Origin of the sequence: Allomesorhizobium camelthorni (assembly GCF_011045125.1) — a bacterium.
In the GTDB taxonomy this organism is placed as follows: domain Bacteria; phylum Pseudomonadota; class Alphaproteobacteria; order Rhizobiales; family Rhizobiaceae; genus Allomesorhizobium; species Allomesorhizobium camelthorni.
This window is the reverse complement of record NZ_JAAKZF010000009.1, coordinates 1-16,365: the sequence shown is the minus strand read 5'-3', so window position 1 is coordinate 16,365 and position 16,365 is coordinate 1. Positions and strand designations below refer to the sequence as shown.

General features: G+C 62.6%; 19 protein-coding genes. 4 read left to right on the top strand and 15 right to left on the bottom strand.

What is annotated here, in order from left to right; all coding sequences use genetic code 11:
• The first annotated feature begins 85 nt into the window (after window positions 1-85).
• Window positions 86-1,909, top strand: coding sequence for an alpha,alpha-trehalose-phosphate synthase (UDP-forming) (locus G6N73_RS09630; RefSeq protein WP_165026797.1), 1,824 nt, complete (start codon window positions 86-88; stop codon window positions 1,907-1,909).
• A gap of 74 nt (window positions 1,910-1,983) precedes the next feature.
• Here the strand turns inward: G6N73_RS09630 and G6N73_RS09625 are convergent, their stop codons facing one another.
• Window positions 1,984-2,235: a GlsB/YeaQ/YmgE family stress response membrane protein gene (locus tag G6N73_RS09625; protein WP_165026795.1), complete on the bottom strand. Its 252-nt coding sequence runs from the start codon at window positions 2,233-2,235 to the stop codon at window positions 1,984-1,986.
• A 272-nt stretch (window positions 2,236-2,507) separates the two neighbouring features.
• Between G6N73_RS09625 and G6N73_RS09620 the strand changes: the two genes are divergently transcribed.
• Entirely contained in the window at window positions 2,508-2,807 is a 300-nt protein-coding gene (locus G6N73_RS09620) for a hypothetical protein (protein ID WP_165026792.1), read from the top strand.
• Between the two features lie 8 nt (window positions 2,808-2,815).
• Here G6N73_RS09620 and G6N73_RS09615 read toward each other — a convergent pair whose 3' ends face one another.
• The 8 genes from G6N73_RS09615 to cpaB form a co-directional block, all read right to left on the bottom strand.
• Window positions 2,816-3,283, bottom strand: a complete 468-nt coding sequence (locus G6N73_RS09615) for a tetratricopeptide repeat protein (RefSeq protein WP_165026790.1) — start codon at window positions 3,281-3,283, stop codon at window positions 2,816-2,818.
• 135 nt (window positions 3,284-3,418) lie between these two features.
• Window positions 3,419-4,387, bottom strand: a complete 969-nt coding sequence (locus tag G6N73_RS09610) for a type II secretion system F family protein (protein WP_165026787.1) — start codon at window positions 4,385-4,387, stop codon at window positions 3,419-3,421.
• On the bottom strand, window positions 4,387-5,349 hold the full coding sequence (locus G6N73_RS09605) for a type II secretion system F family protein (RefSeq protein ID WP_165026785.1): 963 nt from the start codon (window positions 5,347-5,349) through the stop codon (window positions 4,387-4,389). Before G6N73_RS09605 ends, G6N73_RS09610 begins: the two co-directional genes overlap by 1 nt.
• 5 nt (window positions 5,350-5,354) lie before the next feature.
• Window positions 5,355-6,773 (bottom strand): TadA family conjugal transfer-associated ATPase, encoded by a 1,419-nt coding sequence (locus G6N73_RS09600; protein WP_165026782.1) that lies wholly within the window; start codon window positions 6,771-6,773, stop codon window positions 5,355-5,357.
• Window positions 6,770-7,981 (bottom strand): CpaE/TadZ family protein, encoded by a 1,212-nt coding sequence (locus tag G6N73_RS09595; protein ID WP_165026780.1) that lies wholly within the window; start codon window positions 7,979-7,981, stop codon window positions 6,770-6,772. Before G6N73_RS09595 ends, G6N73_RS09600 begins: the two co-directional genes overlap by 4 nt.
• A gap of 15 nt (window positions 7,982-7,996) precedes the next feature.
• Window positions 7,997-8,266: a hypothetical protein gene (locus tag G6N73_RS09590; RefSeq protein ID WP_165026777.1), complete on the bottom strand. Its 270-nt coding sequence runs from the start codon at window positions 8,264-8,266 to the stop codon at window positions 7,997-7,999.
• A gap of 2 nt (window positions 8,267-8,268) precedes the next feature.
• The gene (locus G6N73_RS09585; protein ID WP_425484067.1) at window positions 8,269-9,678 is read right to left on the bottom strand and encodes a type II and III secretion system protein family protein; all 1,410 of its coding nucleotides are present in this window, start codon (window positions 9,676-9,678) and stop codon (window positions 8,269-8,271) included.
• A 47-nt stretch (window positions 9,679-9,725) separates the two neighbouring features.
• Window positions 9,726-10,622: a Flp pilus assembly protein CpaB gene (cpaB, locus tag G6N73_RS09580; RefSeq protein ID WP_165026772.1), complete on the bottom strand. Its 897-nt coding sequence runs from the start codon at window positions 10,620-10,622 to the stop codon at window positions 9,726-9,728.
• Window positions 10,623-10,844: 222 nt separating this feature from the next.
• Between cpaB and G6N73_RS09575 the strand changes: the two genes are divergently transcribed.
• Entirely contained in the window at window positions 10,845-12,710 is a 1,866-nt protein-coding gene (locus tag G6N73_RS09575; protein WP_165026769.1) for a TadE/TadG family type IV pilus assembly protein, read from the top strand.
• Window positions 12,711-12,739: 29 nt separating this feature from the next.
• Here the strand turns inward: G6N73_RS09575 and G6N73_RS09570 are convergent, their stop codons facing one another.
• Window positions 12,740-13,048 carry a hypothetical protein gene (locus G6N73_RS09570; protein WP_165026767.1) on the bottom strand — a complete coding sequence of 103 codons (309 nt, stop codon included), beginning with the start codon at window positions 13,046-13,048 and terminating at the stop codon, window positions 12,740-12,742.
• A gap of 126 nt (window positions 13,049-13,174) precedes the next feature.
• Between G6N73_RS09570 and G6N73_RS09565 the strand changes: the two genes are divergently transcribed.
• Complete coding sequence (locus tag G6N73_RS09565; RefSeq protein WP_165026764.1) at window positions 13,175-13,417, top strand: hypothetical protein; 243 nt, start codon at window positions 13,175-13,177, stop codon at window positions 13,415-13,417.
• A 25-nt stretch (window positions 13,418-13,442) separates the two neighbouring features.
• Here G6N73_RS09565 and G6N73_RS09560 read toward each other — a convergent pair whose 3' ends face one another.
• The 5 genes from G6N73_RS09560 to G6N73_RS09540 all read right to left on the bottom strand — a co-directional run bounded on the left by G6N73_RS09560 (window position 13,443) and on the right by G6N73_RS09540 (window position 16,108).
• Window positions 13,443-14,213, bottom strand: coding sequence for an exodeoxyribonuclease III (locus G6N73_RS09560; protein WP_165026761.1), 771 nt, complete (start codon window positions 14,211-14,213; stop codon window positions 13,443-13,445).
• A gap of 15 nt (window positions 14,214-14,228) precedes the next feature.
• Entirely contained in the window at window positions 14,229-15,065 is an 837-nt protein-coding gene (gene ku, locus G6N73_RS09555; protein WP_165026759.1) for a non-homologous end joining protein Ku, read from the bottom strand.
• Between the two features lie 128 nt (window positions 15,066-15,193).
• On the bottom strand, window positions 15,194-15,457 hold the full coding sequence (locus G6N73_RS09550; protein WP_165026756.1) for a DUF982 domain-containing protein: 264 nt from the start codon (window positions 15,455-15,457) through the stop codon (window positions 15,194-15,196).
• A gap of 9 nt (window positions 15,458-15,466) precedes the next feature.
• Complete coding sequence (locus G6N73_RS09545) at window positions 15,467-15,793, bottom strand: DUF982 domain-containing protein (RefSeq protein WP_165026754.1); 327 nt, start codon at window positions 15,791-15,793, stop codon at window positions 15,467-15,469.
• 141 nt (window positions 15,794-15,934) lie between these two features.
• Window positions 15,935-16,108, bottom strand: a complete 174-nt coding sequence (locus tag G6N73_RS09540) for a hypothetical protein (RefSeq protein ID WP_165026752.1) — start codon at window positions 16,106-16,108, stop codon at window positions 15,935-15,937.
• Window positions 16,109-16,365: the final 257 nt, after the last annotated feature.

Below are 16,365 nucleotides of genomic sequence, written 5' to 3'. Positions count from 1 at the left end.
CCGATTGGCCGGCGTAACCGGTTTTCCCGCATGAGGATAAACCCTACCCGATGTTATTTACGTCAAGCGTACTTCGTAACCGATCATGACAGATATCGATCCCAGTCTTCTGCAAACATATCCTGGCGGAATGTGGGGCCTGCTTGCGACCAGCCTTCTGCTTTCCGGGCTGGCCGTCGCCATTTCGGCGGCCATGCTAATGAGATGGCGCTCGGCCGCCGGCGCGGACGAGCCGCTTTTCCAGAACACCGGCCCGATGGCGGAAACGGCGCGCCAGTTGCTGCGTGAATTCGAAAAGAACAGCGGAGCGGTCGACGACCCGCTCGTCTCATGGACGCCCGACACGCTGCGCCGTATCTTGCGGACGGAATTGCCGGGCGCGCAGGTCATCGTGGTCTCGAACCGCGAACCCTATATCCACAATCTGAAGGACGGTAAGGTCGATCTCATCGTGCCGGCGAGTGGGCTGGTTTCCGCGCTGGAGCCGGTGACCCGCGCCTGCGCCGGCACCTGGATCGCGCATGGCGGCGGTTCGGCCGACAAGATCACTGTCGACGAGCACGATCACGTGCAGGTGCCGCCGGGCAAGCCGGCCTATACGCTGCGCAGGGTGTGGCTGAGCGAAGAGGAACAGCAGGGTCATTACTCCGGCTTCTCCAATGACGGGCTTTGGCCCCTCTGCCATATCGCTTTCACGCGGCCGCTGTTCCGCGCCTCGGACTGGGAGACCTACGAGGCGGTGAACCAGAAATTCGCCGACGTCGTCGTCGAGGAGGCGCGCAACGAACGGCCGATCGTGCTGATTCAGGATTATCACTTCGCGCTGTTGCCGCGCATGATCCGGCGGCGGCTGCCGGAGGCGATCATCATCACCTTCTGGCACATACCATGGCCGAATTCGGAAGTGTTCAGCATCTGCCCATGGCGGGAGCAGATCCTCGACGGCCTGCTCGGCAGCTCGATTGTCGGTTTCCACATCCAATTCCATTGCAACAATTTCATGGAAAGCGTCGATCGCTTCCTGGAAAGCCGGATCGAGCGCGAGCACTCCTCGATCTCCTATGGCGGCCAGACGACCCTGGTGCATTCCTACCCGATCTCGATCGAGTGGCCACCCGCGGCGCTCGAAGCGCAGCCGCCGGTCGAGGAGTGCCGGCGCAAGATCTTCGAGCGGTACGGCCTGTCGGATGACATGAAGCTGTTCGTCGGGGTCGAGCGCATGGACTATACAAAGGGCATCGTCGACCGCTTCCAGGCGATCGACGAACTGTTCACCAATCATCCCGAATGGATCGGCCGGCTGGTGTTCCTGCAGATCGCGGCGCCGAGCCGCGGCACACTGCCGGCCTACCAGCACCTTCACCAGGAATGCGTCGGCTTCGTCGACGCTTTCAACCAGCGGTATGGAACCGACGGCTACAAACCGATCATCATGCTGGCGGAACACCATACCCAAGAGGACATCTACAATGTCTATCGCGCCGCCGACGCCTGCGTGGTCAGCAGCCTGCATGACGGCATGAATCTGGTGGCCAAGGAGTTCGTAGCGTCAAGGGACGACGAGCAGGGCGTGCTTATCCTCAGCACCTTCGCCGGCGCGGCGCGCGAACTGCTCGAGGCGGTGATCGTCAATCCATACGACGCTACCGCCATGGGCGAGGCCATGATGCGCGCCCTGACGATGCCGGCGGAGGAACAGCGCCAGCGCATGCTGCGGATGCGGGAGATCGTTCGCGACAACAACATCTATCGCTGGGCCGGAAGCATGCTCCAGGACGCCGCACGGCTGCGCAAGCGCAACAGCATTCAGAAAGTGACCGAAAATCCGAAGCAGCAGAATCTGGGAGACAATATCGTACGCATGTTCGACAAGCGCAAAAGCCTGATTCGCGACAAGACGACGGCCTGAGCGACGTCCAACGCAAAGTTAACCTCCAGCCCTGGGCTGGAGGTTAACCGTCGGGATGGATCAGCCTGCCGGTTCTAGCGCCTGAACATTCGGCCGATAGCGATCAGGATGCACGCGCCGATGAAGCCTGCGATCAGATAACCGATCCAGCCGCCCAGGCTCACGCCCACGAGGCCAAGGAGGGCATTCGCCACGACCGCCCCCACGATGCCGAGAACGATGTTCATGAGCAGCCCGAGATTGCTCTTCATGAACTGCTCGGCCAGCCATCCCGCCACGCCACCGATTATGATGGCAGCTATCCAACCAACGCCTGCGTCTTCCATGTCGCTCTCCTCTCTCAAAAATCCAAAGGCATAATGCACTGTTTCGGGCACGGCGGGAATGCCGCCTGCCTACTCCGTTCATGGCCGGGCAATTGCCGGCTCTCCGTCGATGCCCGGTTGTATTCCTGCAACAAATGCAATTGGCGACGGAAGCGTTCCATCACGGCCGGATGCAGGCTGAGTTTGTGATCAAACCCACAGATAAACCAGCGAAAGGCGAGTAGCTATTGGATCGGCAAAATTCGGAACCGCCGGCGCGGGAAAGCCGTTTCATGAGAGCAGACCAGACGACGAGCCGGACAATGCATCTGGAACCAAAACAGCCATTCGGCGTCTTCGAAGCCATCCTGTCCGCTTCGGTCATGGCGGTGGCGGTCTTCCTGTCGTTCTATTTTCTGAGCGATATCAGGCAGCCCGAAACGGTGCGGCTGACCTATCTGGGCCTGGAAAGCAAAACCCGGCCGGAAAAAGCCGCATCAACCGCGAAGGCGCAGCTTTGCCTCGATAGCGATCTGCCGTGCCTGCCTTCCTCGCTTGACGGCGCGCTGCTTGCCGAACGCCCGTCCGAATAGATCGTACTCTATGATTTGTTAAGGAGCGCCAGATTGGCGTCGACGATTGCGGGGTCGGCCATGCCCGCTCTGGCTTCCAGAAGCAGGGCCTGCGCCTTCTTCCTGTTGCCACGCAGGAGTTGCGAATAGCCCATATTGTTTACGATCCGCGCCTTGCGGCCGGCGACCTTGAGAAGCTGGTCATAGGCGCGGTCCGCGAAGTCGAACCGACCGAGTTGGTCGTAGGATGCGGCGAGGCCCATCCACGCCTCTGCATTGTCGGCGCTGAGCTCGACGGCCTTGCGGAAGTGCTTTTCGGCGAGACCGTAATTGGCTTCGCGGAACTGCGCCTTGCCTGCGGTAAGATCGGCCGCGCCTATATCCGGCGCGACCGGCGCGATCGCCGTCGTCTCGGTCTTGTCGATCTTGCTCGACGTGCAGCCCGACGCGACCGCAAGCGCGATGGCGGCCATGGCCGCGAAATGGATGTGACGCATCTGCCCCGTCCCGTAGAGCCCGGTTTTCCGGGTCGTTACCCAGGACCGACACTACAGCCTAGCCGTTAAAATCAAAGTGCCAGAACGTCGTTAAAATTAGGAGACTCTAATAGGAAGCGTTAACCAGAGCCGCGTTCACTCGCCCGTCATCGACATCTTCACGATGACCGGGATGATCGCCACCATCAGCACGACCGGCAGGATACAGACGGTGACCGGCACCGACATCTTGGCCGGCAGGGCATGCGCCTTCTCCTCGGCCATCGACATGCGCTTGTGGCGCATTTCGTCTGAAAACACGCGCAGCGCCCCCGACAGGCTGGTGCCGAGTTCCTTCGACTGCTGCAGCAATGTGGCGAAGGAGCGCACTTCCTCAAGGCTCAGGCGATCGGAAAGCGACTTCAGCGCATCGTCGAGGCTGCGTCCCGCCCGCAATTCCAGCGAGACGAGCGTGAGGTTCTGGCTGAGCGACGGATAGGTAAGGAAAAGTTCCTTGGCAACGCGCTCGATGCCCGCTTCCATGCTCATGCCGGCATCGGAACAGACGATCATAAGATCCATGAAATCAGGAAAGCCGTTGCGGTATTCGCGCATTTTGACGCTGATCTGCCGCGAAAGCGCCAGGCCGGGGAAGAAGTAGCCGGCGCCGCCGGCCATGATGACGAACGCCCAGCGGCTCATCGCGGAAGAGTTGCCGCCCATCCATTGGTCTGCCAGAAACGCGCCGATTGCGCCGACAGCGAAGCCGACGAACCGTATGAGAAAGAACTTGCCGACCGCGGACGGATCCATGTGACCGGCCCGGATCAGCCGCATGCGCAGCCGCGCGACGTTTTCGGGATCGCTCTTGGCATAGAAATCATGCGCGGTCTTCATCGCCTTTTCGCGGACGACGCCGGGGGATTTCTTCTTCGGCGTGGCGTCCGCGGCCGCGACCGGGATGTCAGCCTCCACCTTCAACCGGCGCTTCACGTCGCTGCGGCCGCCACGATGGGCAAGCAGCGGCCACACAACCGCTGCGCCTCCGAGGACCAGAAGCAGCAGCGCAACCGGCGCCAACGAGGTCGGCCGAAGCGCTGCGAGAAATACGATCAGGGTTTCCATCAGAATTTGAAATTCGACATCTTGAACATCATGGCGTTGCCGATCATCAGCCAGGCGAACGACCCGCCGAGCAGATACCAGGTCATCGGCTCACCCCAGATGTCGTTGTAGAACTGCGGCATAAGCACTTGAATGCCGGTCATAAGCAGCGCCGGAACAGCGGTCAGGATGTAGGCGGACATGCGACCTTCGGTGGAGATGGCGCGGACCTTGCGCTTGAGCTTGCCGCGCTCGCGGATCACGGAGGAGAGCCCGTCGAGAATCTCGCGCAGATTTCCGCCCGAACTGCTCTGGATCGATACCGCGGTGACGAAAAGCGGCAGATCCTCGTGTCCTACGCGCTCGAACAGCGAATGCAGGGCTGTAACGAGGTCCGAGCCGTAGGTCACCTCGTCGGCGACGACGCCGAACTCGGTTCCGATCGGGTCGGGCATTTCGCGGGCCACCATGGAAATGGCGACGGGAACGGGATGACCGGCCTTGAGGCTGCGCGTGATCAGTTCGAGCGCTTCAGGAAGCTGCCGACCGAACATCTTGTGGCGGCGGTTTCGCAGGAAGCGCAGCGTCATCACAGGAATGAGGAGGCCGAGAACCGGGAGAGCTGCGAGCCCGAAAAGGACGGGAAGCCCCTTCCAGATCGCCACAAAGACCGGCAACGCGGCGACGCCGCTGGTGATGGCGAAGAACTTCGGCAGCGGCGTTATCAGGCCGGACTGGGTCCGCAGCGCGCGGAAGCGATCGAGCGAAAACATAGGCGCGCTTTCCAGGCCGCGCTCCTTGCGAAGCTGGATCAACACCTGTTCCTGACTGAGCTTCTTCTCCTGCAGCTTGACGCGGCGGTTGATCGCGGCGCGCCGATCCTTGCTACCGGCATAGAGCAGATAGAACGCCTCAGCGATGATGATGCCGGTGAGGGCGGCACCGGCATAGATCAGGTAGATGGCGCTGAAACCGTCGAACATCACAGCTATTCCAGCGGCCGGCCGGGCTCGAAATACTTGCCCGGAAACTCGATGCCCATCGCCCTCATATCCTCGAGGAACCGTGGGCGGATGCCGGTTGCCTCGAAATGGCCGAGGATCTTTCCGTCCGCCTCCATTCCGGTGCGCACGAAGCGGAAGATCTCCTGCATCTGGATGACGTCGCCTTCCATGCCGGTGACTTCGGCGACGCTCGTCACTTTGCGCTTGCCGTCGGAAAGGCGGGTCAGCTGCACGATGATGTCCAGCGCGCTGGCGATCTGGCTGCGGATCGACTGCACCGTCATCGGCATGCCGGTCATGCCGAGCATCTGCTCCAGGCGGCTGATGGCGTCGCGCGGCGTATTGGCGTGGATGGTCGCCATCGAACCTTCATGGCCGGTGTTCATAGCCTGCAGCATGTCGAACGCCTCTTCGCCGCGGCACTCGCCGAGAATGACGCGGTCGGGCCGCATGCGCAGCGCGTTCTTGACCAGATCGCGCTGCTTCAATTCGCCATGGCCCTCGATGTTGGCGGGCCGCGTCTCCATGCGAGCCACGTGCGGCTGCTGCAACTGAAGCTCGGCAGCGTCCTCGATGGTGATCAGCCGCTCGTCCTCGGGGATGAAGGCCGACAATGCGTTCAGCATGGTTGTCTTGCCGGTGCCGGTGCCGCCTGAGATGATCGTCGTTTTGCGGGCATGAACGGCGGCGGCGAGCACTTCGGCCATGTTCTGGGTGATGGCGCCGAATTCGACCAGCTTGTGCAGGCCGAGCTTGTTCTTCGAGAATTTGCGGATCGAAACCAGCGGTCCGTCGACGCCGACGGGACGGATCGCGGCGTTGAAGCGCGAGCCGTCGAGCATGCGCGCATCAACCATGGGCTGGGATTCGTCGACGCGCCGCCCGACCGCCGCGACGATCTTATTGATGATGCGCAACAGATGCGCCTCGTCCTTGAACGGGATGTGCACCTGCTCGAGCTTGCCGCGCCGCTCGACGAAGCAATTCTCGTGGCCGTTGATGAGGATGTCGTTGATGGTCGGATCCTTTAATAGCGGCTCCAACGGACCGAGGCCGACCATCTCATCGACGATGTCGTCGACCAGGGCGTCGAGTTCGGCGACATTGATCGCCAACCGCTCCTGGCGGGTCTTCTCCGACACGAATTCGTGTACCTGTCGGCGCATCTCGTCGCGTGGCAGCCGCTCCAGCGCCACCAGATTGATCTCCTCGATCAGCATGCGGTGAATGCGCACGCGCGCGTCGAGCACCTTGGTCGGCTTGGCCGGCCCGACCTCGGCCTTGGGTGGTGCAGGCTTGCGCGTCGTCGGGATCACCACCGCCATTTGCTGGCCGGCGGCCGGCTCCGGCGGGCGCTCGGGCCTTACATCGCGTTTCTGGAGGGTCGAGAAGCGGCTGGTCATCCGGCTTTCCTCAGAAGTCCCTTACCGAGGCCGAACAACGAGCGCGATTTCTTCGCCACGACCACAGCTTCCTCAGGCAGGATGATCCGCTTCAAATCGTTGACGACATTGGCGTTGGGGTCGATCTCGTGCAGTGGCACGCCGCGATCAACCGCCTCGCGCACCAGCCGGTAATTGTTGGAGATGCCGCCGACGAAATGCTCGCCGAGTATTTCCTGCACGTCCGCCTGCTTGATGCCGCTGTCGAACATGCGCTGCTCGAAGCGGTTGACGATGACGTTCGGCTTCACTTCCTTGCCTGCGGTCTCGTAGACCGCCTGGATCAGGCGCTGCGTGTGGCGCAGGCACGGAACCGTCATCTCGGCGACGATGTAGAGCTTGTTGGAGCCGAGCAGCACCGTCTCCGTCCAAGGGAACCAGGTGCGTGGCATGTCGATGACGACATTGTCGAAATAGGCCGAGACGAGGTCGAGCATACGCACGACGACATCGGTGTTGAACGAACGCATCTCCGACGGCCGCGTCGGCGCCGCCAGCACGCACAGCCCGCTCGAATGCTTCGACAACATGACGTCGAGAAGCTGGCGGTCGAGGCGTTCGGGCTGGTTCTCGATCTCGTTGATGTCGAATCGGGGCTCGAGATCAAGATACTCGGCGCAGGAGCCCTGCTGGAAATTCAGATCGACGACGCAGGTGGAGGCGCCGCGGGTCATCGAATTGTGCAGTTGGAACGCCGTCTGGAGGGTCAGCGTCGTCGTGCCGACGCCCCCGGCTGCCGGCATGAAGGTGTAGATCTGCGACTCGGCGTTCTCCTCGCGGCCCGGCCCCTGCAACGCGCGAATGCAGGAGCGGACCAGATCGGCCGTGGTGATCGGCTTGACGAGGAAGTCGGCGATCTGGAGCTGCACCAGAATGCGCACCGCCGCGGCATTGAATTCCTGGGTGACGACGATGATCGGGGCGCGGCCTTCCAGCCGGCGCGTGATGCGCTGCAGCGCGTCGATTTCGTCGAGCCTCGCCGCGTCCATGTCGATAATAACCGCGCCGCAGTCGGCTTCCTGGATTTCTGCGCGCAGGTCGCCGACATTCTTCTCGACCACAACCAGCTCGATCTTCTCGGACGAGGCGAACGCCGCCTTGGTGTCCTGCAGGAACGCCTTGTCGGTCGAGACCAGGAGGATGCGCTTGCTGCTTTTTGTAGCGGCCATTTCGCTGCTCCGTTCCTAGTTGTCGCCGTCGATCGAACTGTCGACCCGCTCCGCCGCGACGGCGGCCGCTTCGTCAGTCCTGTACTGGCCGGGGTCGGCAGGCACGATCAGAGTGGTGTCTTCGACGCCGCGCGGCCAAGGGTCGACCATCTGCATGACCGTATTGGCCGCCAGGGCGTTGCCAGCGCCGACGGTCAGGCCGTCCATGCGCGCCGTTTCCTCCGTGGCGCAGCCGGTGGAGAGAGCGATGCTTGCAAACAGGGCTGTGGTCGAGAGCTTGCGCATAATCATTCCTTCGGCAGATCGAGGAAGTGGCCGACGGAGGCGATGGGAGCGGCCGGCGTAAGAGCGTTTTGCGGAGCGCCGGCTTTCACTTCCTCCACATTGCCCAGAAAGTAATCGACGTTGCTTGCCGCCATCGTGCCGTCGGTAGGGACCAGCGGCTTCTTTGTCGGATCGATCGGCTTGACCAGGAAAGGCGTGACGATGATTACCAGATCGGTTTCACGGCGCTGATAGGCCCTGGAGCTGAAAAGCGGCCCCAGGATCGGCAGCTTGCCGAGACCCGGCACGCGCTGCTGCACCATGTCATTCTCGCTTTGCAGCAGGCCGGCCATCATGAAGCTCTGGCCGCTCTTCAGATCGATCGAGGTGCGCGCCCGACGGACAACAAAGCCGGGAATGGAGATATTGCCGATATTATAGGAAGCCGAGCTGTCGACCGACGAAACCTCGGGCTCGATATCGAGGGCGATCAGGCCGTCGCTCAAAACTGTCGGCGTGAAATCGAGGCTGACGCCAAATTTCTTGTAGTCGACAGTGATCTTGCCGTCCTCTTCCGAAATCGGGATCGGAAACTCGCCGCCGGCGAGGAAGCTGGCTTTCTCGCCGGAGCGCGCAATCAGGTTGGGCTCGGCGAGGCGGCGGGCGACGCCGCGATCCTCGAGCGCCTTGATGGCGACGTCTATCGAAACGCCGTTGGTGAGCAGCGTGCCGAGCAACTGCGCCGCCGCCGGCGAGTTGGTGGCCGACGGGGTCGAGTTGAAGGCAATACCGCCGTCGGAGCCCAGATAGCGGACGCCGATCTTGGTGCCGAGTTCCTGGCCGACCTGCCGGTTGATCTCGACGAATCGGACATTGAGCTGAACCTGCTGCGACGACGAGATGTCGACCGAGTTGATCACCTCCTCCTCGCCGGAAAAGCGCGTCGCGATGCGCGTCGCCTTGTCGACGGCGACCGCATCCTCGGCCGAACCCGACAGGACCACGCGGCCATTGGCCGAGCTGACCTTGATATCGGCGCCGGGCACGCTGTCGCGGATGGTGCTGGCCAGCCGGTCGGTGTCGAGCGTTACCTCGATGTCCATGGTGCCGACGAGCTGCTTGTTCTCGTCGAACAGAGCGATGCCGGTCGTGCCGAGACTGTTGCCAAGCACATAGAAGGAGCGGTCGGTCAGCGGATTGACGTTGGCGATCTCGGGATCGCCGATAACGATCTCGTAGAATGGCACATCGGTCTTGACGGTCTTGGGTTTGCCCTTGGCAAGCCTGATCGACGCGTTCTTGGAGGAGGTGATGTGAACGACATCATTGCCAGCCTGCGCGCCGTGCGGCGCAACCAGCATCGAGCCGGCGATCGCAACCGCCAGAAGCGCCATCGCCGCGGCACGCGCCCGACGCAGTCTTATATTCCCCATCCACCCCAACATTGCCCTGTCCCCAACCGGCGCCCCTGCCGGCATTCTCATTCGTCAGGCGATACGACCTGATAGCTTTGCGGCTCGGTGCCGCGCGTCACGATGACCGTCGTGAATTTCGGCCCTTCCGGCTCCTCGGCGGCCGCCTCGAACAGCGCGCCCGCGGCTTCCGCCACCCCGGCGGCCACCGAACCGCCAAAGGCCGAGATGGTCGTCACGCCGTCGAGCGATGCGCCGCCCTGGCTGGACGATCTAAGCGATAGCGACAGTGTGCCTACGGTCCTTGCCAGCGCGACCTTCTGCGCACCCTCGCCATCGACCTCGATGGTGACGGATTCCACGATCTGCGGGCTGGTCTGGCGTGTGTCGGCGCCCTGGCCGACCGTCAGCACCTTGGCGTTTTCGACCACGATTTCGGTGGTGATGGTCGAGCCGGCCGCGCCCTCGGCGTTCTTCTGGACCTCGGTGATGGCGCCTGCGTCGCGCGTCAGCACGACATCGACACGGTCGCCCGGCGTCACGAACCCGCCGACGCCCGCAATCTCGTCAGTGCGGATGGTCACGGCGCGCATGCCCGGCGAAAGAAGGTTGGAAAGCGTCGCGCGGCCATTGGGGCCGGACAGCTTGGCCAGAAGCAGCGGCTCGTTGATTTCGATCGGCGACAGCACGACGCGGCTGCCTTCGGCCAGAAGCGCGTCGATGGTGCTGAACGATCCTTGCGGCAGCGCCTCCTGCGGCCATGGAATCTCGCGCAACTGAGCACGGTCGACCGGCATGCCGAAACGCAGCGGCTCGGTGGCGACGACGATGGTGTTGAATTCGACTTCCGGAGCGGCCGGCAATGGCGCCGCCGCTTCCGTGGTGCGAGCGCTAGCCTCGCTCTTGATCCACAGATCGGCGGCAAAGATCGAAACCGCGCCGAAGACGGCGGCGATGCCGATCATGGTAATTGCCTTGCCCCTCACGCCGTCAACCCCTTCGCGCCCTTTTGTCGAGCGGAAGCTAGGTGGCAATCCTGAATAATTAGAAACCTGGAATGTTCGGTTTCGATCTATGTTGGGTTTTGGTTACCGCGGCATGAAGCAGGCAGGCAGCAATCGAGCGATTTCCAAAACAAGCTTTTTAGGCTTTTGTGGGAGTGTCCCCGCGATATGGGGGCGAATTCCATGTTCCGCAGGTTTCTGCAGGATACCAGGGGCAATTATGCGCTGGCGACGGGCCTTGCGCTAATTCCGCTGATGGGCGGACTGGCGCTAGCCGTCGACTTCGCAGAGATGAACCGCCAGCAGCAGGCGACGCTCAACGCGCTGGACGCAGCCGGTATTGCGACCGCGCGCCATATCGACAGCGGCGTCAGCGATGCGGCGTTGATCGCCTACGCCACCGATTTCTTCCATGCCAATCTGGGTTCGATCGATCCGGCCGACACGACGCTAAGCGTCACGCTGCCCAATAGCCAGGCGGGCGGCGGGACGCTCAAGCTTTCAGCTCGCCTCAACTACCAGCCCTATTTCTTTCCGGCCTTCGCTAAGCTCATCGGCAAGTCGGGCGACGACCAAATAAGCTTCAGCGCCAAAAGCGAAATCCGGCTGAAGAACACGCTCGAAGTGGCGCTAGTGCTTGACAATTCGGGGTCGATGCAAGAGCTCGGCACCGGCTCCGGCCAGAAGCGGATCGACCTTCTAAAGTCGGCGGCTAAGCAGCTCGTCGACACGTTGGCCAAGCAGGCTCTGCTGATCAAGCAGGTCGAAAAGCCGGTTCAGTTCGCGCTGGTGCCGTTTGCCGCGTCGGTCAATGTCGGCCCGCAGAATGCCGGCGCATCCTGGATGGACATTGAAGGGCTTTCGCCGGTGCATCACGAGAATTTCGACTGGTCGACGCTCTCGGATCCCGCCAAGACCGCAGAAAAAATCGACGGAGTGTGGAAAAAGAAGGGAACCGGCTGGGGCGCCGAAGACGGCGAAATCCTCTCGCGGCAGTCGCTCTACAAGGACATGAAGGTCGTCAACTACGACGAGACCATCAGCACCTACGCGAGCTGGCAGGGGTGCGTTGAAGCCCGCCCCTACCCTTACAATGTAAACGACGCGCCTGCATCGGGCGGAACCCTGAATACCGGCATCGGCGTCGGCGATCCCGCGACGATGTTCGTTCCGATGTTTGCGCCCGACGAACCCGGTGACCGATGGGCGACGGACGCTCATCCCGATCCCGATGGATTTTCGGCAATCAACAACTGGTGGAACGACGGCATCGAAGACGGAACCGGAACCAAGCGCCAGCGCCATATGGCGAAATATTTCGACGTCAGGCCCTATGGCGCGACCTCGCCCAAGGGCACCGGTCCGAACTACGGCTGTACGACCAACCCGATCACGCCATTGACCGATGTCGGCGTGCCGGAAGGACTTTCGTCGATCAACGCAGCCATCGACCTGATGGCGCCGAACGGGGGAACCAACGTGCCTGAAGGCATGGCCTGGGGCTGGCGCGCGGTTTCCGGAGGCGAGCCGTTTGCGCAAGGCCGCCCCAACAGCGAAAGGGGCAACGACAAGATCGTTATCGTGCTGACCGATGGCGCCAACACCTACTACACCCCATCCTCGCTCGGCTATTCCGACCCTGCCGGCAGCAAATCCATCTATTCGTCCTACGGTTATCTCCAGCCGGGCTACAACGGCTCGAGCGTCGGCCGGCTGTTCCTCGGCACCAGCAGTGCTGTCGGGCAGTTCGATTATTCGAACAGCAACTACACCAAGGCGCTCAACGAGCAGATGGCGACGCTCTGCAACAACGCCAAATCCGGCGGGATAATAGTGATGACCGTGGCGCTGGATCTCAACTCGGGCACCACCAGCGGCAGCAACGCGATCGATGCGCTGCGCAAATGCTCGTCCGATTCGCGGTTCCGCAACGATCCCTCAGACCCGTCCAAGCCGGCGAAACTGTTCTGGAATACCACCGGTGGCAACCTCGCCGAGACCTTCAAGGACATCGCCAACGAATTGTCCAATTTGCGCATCGTCAGCTGACGAGCGTCTGGCAGGTTGGCAACAGGCCGTCACATCTGGTCGTTGTAGGGTCGCTTGGTTTCGCCGACGAGCCTCGCCAGCTCCGAAAATTGCGGGACATCACCCGCCGCCTGGCTGTTGTTGGCGATCTGGAGCAGACGGATGGGAAAGCAGACGGCGTCGCGGTTCGCCGGGCGAAGATCTTCGGTCAGCCGGTCCTCGCCGGCAGCATTCGCTTCCGCCCGGCGAAGCGCCATGTCGATTTCCTCGACCGTAAGCAGGCCCTTGCCTACAAGCGCGCTGTTGATGGACGCGATGGCCAGATAGAGGCCCTCAAGCTGCAGATTCGCGGTGTTCATTGGTGATGCTCCAGAAGTTGCCACGGCGGCATTGCCCGGCCCTTTCCGAAACAATGGACCGGGAGGAAGGTTCCGCCGGGCCACCGGACCGGAACCAATCGGGCGCCCGCCTGTTGACGAGAGCTAGTGCTGATCCGAACCAAGGGGATCAAGCTCGACGGAGGCGGCATGAAGATCGACATACTCGCCATCGGACTTCTTGCCATGCTGGCAGGCTGCGGCGAAACCGATCCGAACGCGCCTGGATCGCAGGAGCCCGTCCCGGCGCCCGAAGTCGATACTGACCCAACGCCGGACACCGGAAGAGGCGGCCAGCAGCAGACCGACGCTCCCGCCACAACCACCAACAGCGCGCCGGCAGCCGACTGAACCCAGGCTCATTCCCCGCGCGCTGCTACCGCAACACGATCCATGTCGGCGCATGGTCGCTTGCGCCTTCCCTGCCGCGCACAGCCTTGTCGACTCCGGCGTCTATAAGCTTGCCGGCGAGTTCGCCGCTCAAAAGCAAATGGTCCAGCCGCAGGCCGGCATCGCGCGACCAGCGGCCGCGCTTGTAGTCCCAGAACGTGTAGACCGTTTCGGAGGGGTGTCGCGCCCGGATCGCGTCGGTCCAGCCCTGGGCGAGGAGGGCGCGGAAAGCGGCGCGGCTTTCCGGCTGAACCAGCGCGTTATCGCGGTACGAAGTGGTCGGATAGATGTCGGCTTCGGTGGGAACGACGTTGAAGTCTCCGGCCAGCACCACCGGCAGGCCGGTTTCGTATAGCTCGCTGGCTCTCGCCTGCAGCCGCTCCATCCAGGCCAGCTTGTAGTTAAAGCGCGAGCCGGGCTGCGGGTTACCGTTCGGAGCGTAGAGCGAGGTCACGATCACACCCTTGACCGCGGCCTCGACGTATCGGCTTTCGCCGTCTCCATCGTCTCCCGGCAAGCCGCGCGCCGTTTCCACCGGTTCGGCGCCGCGCGCCAGTATGGCGACACCGTGCCAGGATTTTTGCCCCTGCCATATCGCGCCATATCCGGCGCGCGCGAGCGCCGCCGCCGGAAATCGCCGATCGGCGCATTTCAGTTCCTGCAAGGCGACAACGTCCGGCTCTGCTTCTTCCAGCCATTGCAGCAGGTGAGGCAGGCGGCCATTGATGCCGTTGATGTTGAACGTCGCGATCTTCATCCCGCCCTGACGGCGTCAGGCGGATTTGCGCTTCGGCTCGGCCCTGGCGGCAGGCTTCCTGGCCGGAGCCTTTACGCCTTCCTTCTCCAGGCTCTTGCGCAGAACATCGGCGAGGTTGATGACGTTCTCCTTCGGCGCAGGGGCTGCCTTGGGCAACTTCTTGCCGGCGCGCTTGGCGTTGATCAACTCGATCAGAGCATTCTCGTAACGGTCCTCGAATTTCGACGGATCGAATGCCGTCACCTTCTTCTCGATGATCAGCGAGGCGATCTCGGCCATGTCGGGGTCGACCTTGCGGTCGCCGATGTCGTCGAACACGGTGTCGGCGACGACGACCTCGTTGTGGTTGCGCAGCGTCGTCATGATCATGCCGTCGCCAAGCGGCTCGATGACCACCGGGCGCTCGCGCTGATAGAGCACTATGGAGGCCGTACCGACCCGCTTCTTGCGCTTCATCGCTTCGCGGACGACGGCGAAAGCCTCGGTCGAGGCCCGGTCGGCGGGATAGAGATAATACGGTTTTTCGAGGTAGAGCGACTGGACCGAAGCCTTGTCGACGAAGCCTTCGATGTCGAGCGTATGCTCCGACGTCACCTTCAGGCTCTTGATCTCCTCCGGCTCGATGAGCACGAAATCGCCATTGTCCAGTTCGTAACCCTTGACCTGGTCTTCCCGTTCGACCGGCTTTCCGGTCTCCTCGTCGACGTAGCGGGCCTTCACCGGCAATCTCGACTTGCGATTGAGGGTGCGGAAATGCACCTTCTCGGCTTCGCTAGTCGCCCCGGTCAGCTTGACGCCGCAGGTGACGGTGCCAAGTTTCAGAAAGCCCTTCCATACCGCCCGTGCTACCATAATACATCTCCACGGCGTCCAAGCCCTTGACTATACAAGTGAAGGCGAACGGCCGGAAGCCTGATTCGTTCCTGGGTTCTGAGGCGTCGAGGAGGATGCGCGGTCGCGCCGATGGATCGGCCGCCGGCTCAGTGCGCGATCTCGTCCTCCACCAGGACATGGGCGCGCCTTGCCGCCGATATGAAGGCTTCGCGCGCCATTTCGGGCGCGCAGGCGCCGGAAAGCGATTTGAGGCAGGCGCTCATCGCGTTCTCGAATGCAACGCCCGACTTATCCGGCCAGAAGCCGCTGGTCAGGCATTGCGTGGCCTGCTCCGGGCCGACGACCGAGGTGATGCCGGCCTGCCGGCCCAGAACCACCTTAACCGGCTTTTCAAAAACGCTCTGCAGCATCGTGGCCTCTCACGCGGATCTGGATTGCGTTGCGGGTGCGCCGGTCCGGCGCGGGTTTATATCTTGTGAAACGGGGCGGGCGGGCGGGCCCGCCTTTGCGCCGAGAAGGCCGGCCTCGCGCGCTGCAGTGCGGAATGCGCGGCGCGCCTCCGACACCGGCCGCAGCCCGTCGAGCGCGTCCCGGCAGGCGCGCATCGCCGCGCGGTAGGCCGGCAGGGTGCTGATCGGCCATTGTGTTTGAAGGCACTCGATCGCTTCCCAAACGGTGGCAACCCGCCTTGTATGGGCTTCGGTGAGGCGCAGTTCGAGCGGCGAGGGAAAGCGTTTGTCGTCCATCACTTCCTCCGGTTTCTTATCGGTCGTCTTTTGAGCAAGCGGGTGCGGGCAGCGCTGGCTGAGCCTTCAAACTGTCGTGACGCGAAAAGGTTCCACTCAGCTGGAAGCCACAGCGGCAGGTATGATCCGGTGCGCTGCGGCCTATGAACGTTTGCTGCTTTCTTCATCATAGAGCCGGCGTGTGGCGGCATCGCGCTCGCGCTTTTCGCGAGGCGACAGGCGGCGGCGCGCCAGAAGGGCGTAAGCAATGATGGCGCCCAGGATCACCGGGCCGAGCACCGTGGCGAACATCCAGATCGGTTGCGTGTCGAACATCGGCGTCTCCTTCACAACCAAAACCATCCGCCAGCCCGTTCGTTCCGCTTCGTGGCGATGCGGGCGACAAATCCCCATGGCGGATTCGGAACAAGTGACCCGGTCGTCGGTTGGCTTACCGGAGAACCGAGCGGGAGCGCGCCATGCGCAAGAATGAGGCCTCCCGTGGTCGCGACGGCGAGCTTCCGCCGGCTCCGGCGAGCGGGCTCCCGGTTCAGAGTGGCCAGGGGCGCTCTACGGATTGCGCTATGTGAGCC